Here is a 5,801-nt window from a genome sequence, read left to right on the forward strand (position 1 = left end):
CTGCTGTCACTGACTCACTGGATTTTCAGGTCGCTGACGCTCCCTTACAAATCCAGTTTGCTAGTGCAACTCATGTTCGCTGGCGTGACTCGTGTTCCCTTGCCACCCCGCTGAAGCGGTGGGACTATGGACGCTGAGCGTTGTGCCACAATTTCACAAACGATGCAGAACAAAGCTATCAAAAAATAAGCAGGAAACCGCTTTGGGTTTCCTGCTCTTTTTTATTTTCCCTGCCACAGGGGGTCGTCTTTGATTTTCTTCTTTCTTTCAAAGGTGGTGGCGTTGTCCATGTTGATGGCGTAGTCCTTCGAGGAGAAGTCGTATTTGGACTGGTGGAAGTTGGTCTTTGCCTGCCAGATGCCGGTGACGGTATCGAAGGCCAGATCGTTGGTGAAGACCTGCTGCTCATGAGCTTTCAGGGCAGGCATGAGTTCCGGATGGGCGGCCTGGTAGTCCGGCGAGAGGTAGACGAAGAAGGGAATGTGTACCATGTCGTAGTAGAAGGGGGAGGTGGTGTGGTAGTGCTTCATATTTTCGCCATGGTCGGAGAAGTAAATCATGGATTTGAGATTCAGGTTTGCCTTGGCGTATTCGAATATTTCTTTCATCACCTGGTCGTCATAGGCGATGGTAAGGTCGTAGTCATGGTAGGGATCTTCTTTGGAAATGCCCAGTTTGTCCCGCAGGTTCACAGGCACCCGGGCAATGTAGGTGTAGTGGCTGCCGTCGATGTTGATGAAGATGATCCGCTTTTTGGCAGGCGGCAGTTTCTTCAGCACTTCCAGGGTGTAGCCGTCATAGTTCTTTTCCCAGTAGGAATCGTCGCAGCGTTCTGCAATCATGGTGACGCCGGCACTGGACATGGAGCTCCGGTTATGGAAAGAAATCCAGTCGGTACGGTAGCCGGCGGCTTTGGCCACATCCACCATGCTCACCACGTCTTCAAAGGACATGTCGCTGTACTGGTTGGCGCTGGTCATGGCGTAGGACAGGGAGAAAAGGGTATTGGGGAAATTGGAGTAGGCCTTGTATCCCAGGGCGAAGTCCTTTGACTTCGCCATTTCCGAAAGCCAGGGGGTGGTATTTTCGGGATAGTCCGGCGTGAAGGCTTTCATGTGGTCCCTGTTGGCGCTTTCGCCGATAATGACGATGTGGGTGCCTTCATCAATGCCGTTTTCCGGATTCGGCGCAAGGAAGGTCATGGTTTTCACATTTTTGTCCAGGTTGTCATTGAGCTTCTGCAGGAGCTGGAATTCGCTGCCCGAGGAGTTCAGGGCTTTGAAGATGGTGGCAGGAAATACGTGGGTAATCTGCCGGTAGAATCCGCCGAAGAAGAGGACGGAAATCACAAGAAGGCCGACAGGGAAGGATTTCCCGCTGCCTCTAAAGATATTTCCTTCAAAACTGCGAGCTCTTTTCATCATGGAGCGGGACAGGACGACGGCGCAGGAAATGACGATGCCAAGGGCAATGACCGCCATTGCCAGGTGCATGGGGGAACCCATGGTGCGGAGGAAGTCCTTGATTTCCTTCAGATGGGTGGAGCGCACCGCCATCATGGCAAACATGTCCATTTCCCCGCCGAAGAGCACGTAGTAGCCGATGTAGATGAAGGGGATAAGTACCATGAAGAAGGTGTAAATCCCTGCGATGACTGTCCAGAGAGAGGAAAAGCGCTTCGCCCTGGCAGTCCAGGCGGTGTACACATAGGGAAGGGCCATGAGAAGGGCGCCCAGCACGTAGTAGTCGCCCAGATGTTTTTTCTCCGGCAGGGAGGCAAAGCCGTAGGCCCAGGTAAAGGTGCCCATCCAGAGAAGGGGCAGAATCACCGCCCAGGGAAGGAGGGCCTTCAGATATTTCCTGTTCATCACGGTAAAAAGGCTGAAGGATACGATCAGGAAGACCAGAAGCGCCGCCCCCAGCCGAGGCTGTACGTAGCTGTGGATGTCGGGGAAGTCCCCGCCCAAATGGAGCAGCGCCATAATCACCAGAGACGTGGATACCACCCAGGAAAGGGCGGATAAAATCACTTGTTTCACTATGCACCTCGCGTAAGAAATCTGTAAAAAAGATATGAAATATTTATAAATTATACCACAAATTGACCGGCAGTTCACATGATTTGGTGAGTCCTTTTGTACCAAGCCGGCAGGAAACGATTCGCAAAAGGGCTGCCAGGAAATGATTTCCATTTCCTGGCAGCCCCTTTTTCACGGGATATGACAGAATTTTATTTTTCCAGGTTCAGGTCCATGGACGGAACCGGTGCTGCCGGTTTTTCTTCTGGCACTCCATGTTCCAGGATGTGCATGAACTGGTCGCCTGTAATGGTTTCTTTTTCGTAGAGGTACTTGGCCAGGGCATCCAGCTTGGAACGGTTTTCTTCCAGGAGCTTTACTGCCTTTTCGTGCTGTTTCCTGATGAGTTCGGAAACGGCGCGGTCGATGCGGGCTGCGGTTTCCGGCGAGCAGGCCAGGGTGGTGTCGCCGCCCAGGTACTGGTTGGTCACGGTTTCCATGGCCACCATGCCGAATTCGTCGCTCATACCGAAGCGGGTAATCATGGCCCGGGCCAGCTTGGTGGCCTTTTCGATGTCATTGGAAGCGCCGGAGGAGGAGGTGTGGAATACCACTTCTTCTGCGGCCCTGCCGCCGGTGAGGGTGGCAATCTGGTCGAGGAGTTCTTCCTTGGTCATGAGGTAATGGTTGCCCTTGTCCACCTGCATGGTGTAGCCCAGGGCGCCGCTGGTGCGGGGGATAATGGTAATCTTCTGCACCGGTGCGGAATGGGACTGAAGGGCTGCCACCAGGGCATGGCCGATTTCATGGTAGGAAACCACGCATTTTTCCTTGTCCGAAAGGATGGCGTGCTTCTTTTCGTAGCCGGCGATAACCACTTCAATGGAGGCTTCCATATCTTCTTCGGTGGCGTAGCTGCGGTGATCCCGGACGGCCCGAAGGGCTGCTTCGTTCACGATATTAGCCAGTTCGGCGCCGGACGCGCCGGAGGCAATGCGGGCCACTTTGTTGTAGTCAATATTGGGATCATGCTTGATTTTCTTAGCATGCACCTTGAGGATGGCTTCACGGCCCTGGAGGTCCGGCAGGCCTACCGGCACCTGCCGGTCGAAACGGCCCGGTCTGGTGAGGGCGGGATCCAGGGATTCGGGACGGTTGGTGGCTGCCAGAATGATGACGCCTGTATTGTCTTCGAATCCGTCCATTTCCGTAAGCAGCTGGTTCAAGGTCTGTTCTCTTTCGTCGTTTCCGCCGATAGCGGCGCCGCCGCGCTTCTTGCCGATGGCATCGATTTCATCGATGAATACGATGCAGGGCGCCTTTTCCTTGGCCTGTTTGAAGAGGTCACGCACCTTGGCGGCGCCCATGCCGACGAACATTTCAACAAATTCGGAGCCGGAAATGGAGAAGAAAGGAACCTCCGATTCACCGGCCACGGCCTTGGCCAGCATGGTTTTGCCGGTGCCTGGCGGCCCTACCAGAAGAATGCCCTTCGGCATTTTGGCGCCGATGTCCTTGTAGCGGCTGGGGTTATGAAGGTAGGAAACCACTTCCTGCAGGCTGTCCTTCGCTTCATCCTCCCCTGCCACGTCGGCAAACTTGATGCCGTTGGTGGGCTTGACGAAAATCTTGGCGTTGGATTTCCCCATGCCGAACTGCATGGCCCCGGGGCCGCCCATATTTTTCATAATTTTCTTATTCATGTAATGGCCGATGCCGAAGAAAATCAGAATCGGCAGGATCCAGCTGAGGGCGAAATCAAGGAGGGGGTTCATGGGGGTTACAATTTTGCCGGTGAAATCGGCGCCGGACTTATGGAGCCGGTCCACCAGCTGGGGATCATTCATGGGGGCCGTCTTGTAGGCCTGCTTGTCCCCTTTCTTGGTGAAGATGATCTGGTCCTGCTCCACCTGCACCTTGTCGATTTCCTTGTTTTCCGTCATGGTCATGAAGCTGGAGTAATCCACGCTCTTCACTTCATTGCTCTTGAACATGGGCATGATGAGGGAGTTAAAAAAAATGATGACCAGGAATATGATGGCATAGTAGGCCAGGATAGGTCGTTTGGAAGGCTTAACTTCTTTCAATGTATTTCCTCTCTTTCTTATTGATTTTCAATGCCGTGCAGGAAAAATGTTTCCCAGTACGCCGGAAGGCTGGCGGAAGCCACCCGTCCGTGACATTCCCCTTCAAAAAGGGACCACATGGCGCCTGCAAAAAGCTCCGTCATCACGGAAGCGGGAATGTCCACCCGGAAAGCACCGGATTTCTGGCCCCGAAGGAAGAAATCGGTCATCTGCCGGGTATAGGTTTCCTGGCACCAGCTGTCGATACTGCCTGTCACATTGCCGTAGCAGAGGAGCATGAGATACTCCTTGTTATCGCAGCAGCAGCAGATGATGTCCCGAAGGCGGCTTTTGGAATCGCCCTCTCCTTCATTCACCAGTTCCATGAGGAAGGAAACCTTCTCCCTTGCCTTCTCACTGAGCAGGCGGGACAGATTGTCCCGGGAGCCGTAGATCCGGTAAAAGGTGGCCTTGCTGATACCCGCCGCCTCCGCCAGTTCCTTTGCCGTGCGGCGGGGATTGATACAGAAGGCAAGGGCCAGTTTCTTCAATTCCTCTTCTCTGCTTTCTGTGTCCATTATACACCTCTTTTATCTCATAAAAATATCTTTATATCATTTTGAGACTTTATAGTCTCTTTTGAGGTAATCATAACACGACACATGTATCCAGTCAACAGCAGTCATAAAAAAAGGCTGTGAAAAAATGATTAAAGGCTGTGAAAAAATGATTTACATTTTTTCACAGCCCCTACAGGATTTATTCCTTTATCATATATGGTTCAAGCAGGTTTTTAATATCGATTTCCATGTACTTCACGGACTGCTCGGTCAGGTTCCAGGAGCCGTTCATCATGCACCAGATGGTAAGTGCACCGAAGAAATGGCTCATCATGAGCTTGGCCAGCGTATCCACCGGCGCGTCTTCCGTAAGTTCTCCTACCCCGGTGCCCTGCCGGACGGCGCAGATTTTCATAAGGGCGCCGTAAATATTGTACAGAGCGGCCTTGGCCTCCGAATCCTCTTCTTCCGACTCCATGGTTTCCCGGATCCACTGCCTGATGAGGCGGACCCCCGCCCAGGCGGCGTCCTTGCAGAGAGCGGTTACATAATAGTAGCACCGCTCATCCACCGGCCCGTCAAAATGGATGGATTTTTCCGTAGTCGCCTGACAGGACTGGAAGGACAGCTCCGCCACCACATCTTCCTTGCACTTGAAATAGTGGTAGAAAGTTCCTTTGGCCACGCCGCTGTCCCTGGTTATATCTTCCACGGAAACCTTGTCAAAACCCCTTTCGCCGATGAGCCTTTTTGCCGACTCCAAAAGTTTTGCCCTGGTCCTCTCCGCTTTTTTCGTTAATCCCATAACATCCTCCCGGTCATATCAATTTTTGACCCATTTTCAACCGTTGGTCACTTTTATAGTATACAGGATATAGACCATGCTCGCAATGGTGAAATGTGATGCAGGGGCCCGCGGCCCCGGATTCAGAGGGGGGGCGCCTTTGGGCGCTAAGGGGCGCGGCTTCGGTGTGAGGGTTCAAAAGATTCAAAGGGTTCAAAGGAGAAGGTTGACGCCTGCTTCGCAGGCGGGGTTTGACCGGCCTGCGGCTGGAGGGTTCTCAAGTTGGACAGCCGCCTTTGGCCGCTGAGAGTTTGGGATTGCCGCCGGTCAGCGGGAATTGGCCGCCTTTCACGGTCAGCCGACTAAAAGGAAG

The 5,801-nt window shown here is 53.2% G+C and carries 4 protein-coding genes; all 4 read right to left on the reverse strand.

The features are described from left to right. Positions 1–221: 221 nt before the first annotated feature. Positions 222–2,039: a sulfatase-like hydrolase/transferase gene (locus B2Y11_RS04430; RefSeq protein WP_291056709.1), complete on the reverse strand. Its 1,818-nt coding sequence runs from the start codon at positions 2,037–2,039 to the stop codon at positions 222–224. Between the two features lie 191 nt (positions 2,040–2,230). Next, positions 2,231–4,105 carry an ATP-dependent zinc metalloprotease FtsH gene (ftsH, locus tag B2Y11_RS04435; RefSeq protein WP_291056711.1) on the reverse strand — a complete coding sequence of 625 codons (1,875 nt, stop codon included), beginning with the start codon at positions 4,103–4,105 and terminating at the stop codon, positions 2,231–2,233. 17 nt (positions 4,106–4,122) lie between these two features. Beyond that, positions 4,123–4,662, reverse strand: coding sequence for a TetR/AcrR family transcriptional regulator (locus B2Y11_RS04440; protein WP_291056714.1), 540 nt, complete (start codon positions 4,660–4,662; stop codon positions 4,123–4,125). A 181-nt stretch (positions 4,663–4,843) separates the two neighbouring features. Then, positions 4,844–5,449 carry a TetR/AcrR family transcriptional regulator gene (locus tag B2Y11_RS04445; RefSeq protein WP_291056717.1) on the reverse strand — a complete coding sequence of 202 codons (606 nt, stop codon included), beginning with the start codon at positions 5,447–5,449 and terminating at the stop codon, positions 4,844–4,846. Positions 5,450–5,801 lie beyond the last annotated feature (352 nt).

Source organism: Dialister sp. UBA1703 (assembly GCA_002320515.1).
GTDB lineage: Bacteria > Bacillota > Negativicutes > Veillonellales > Dialisteraceae > Dialister.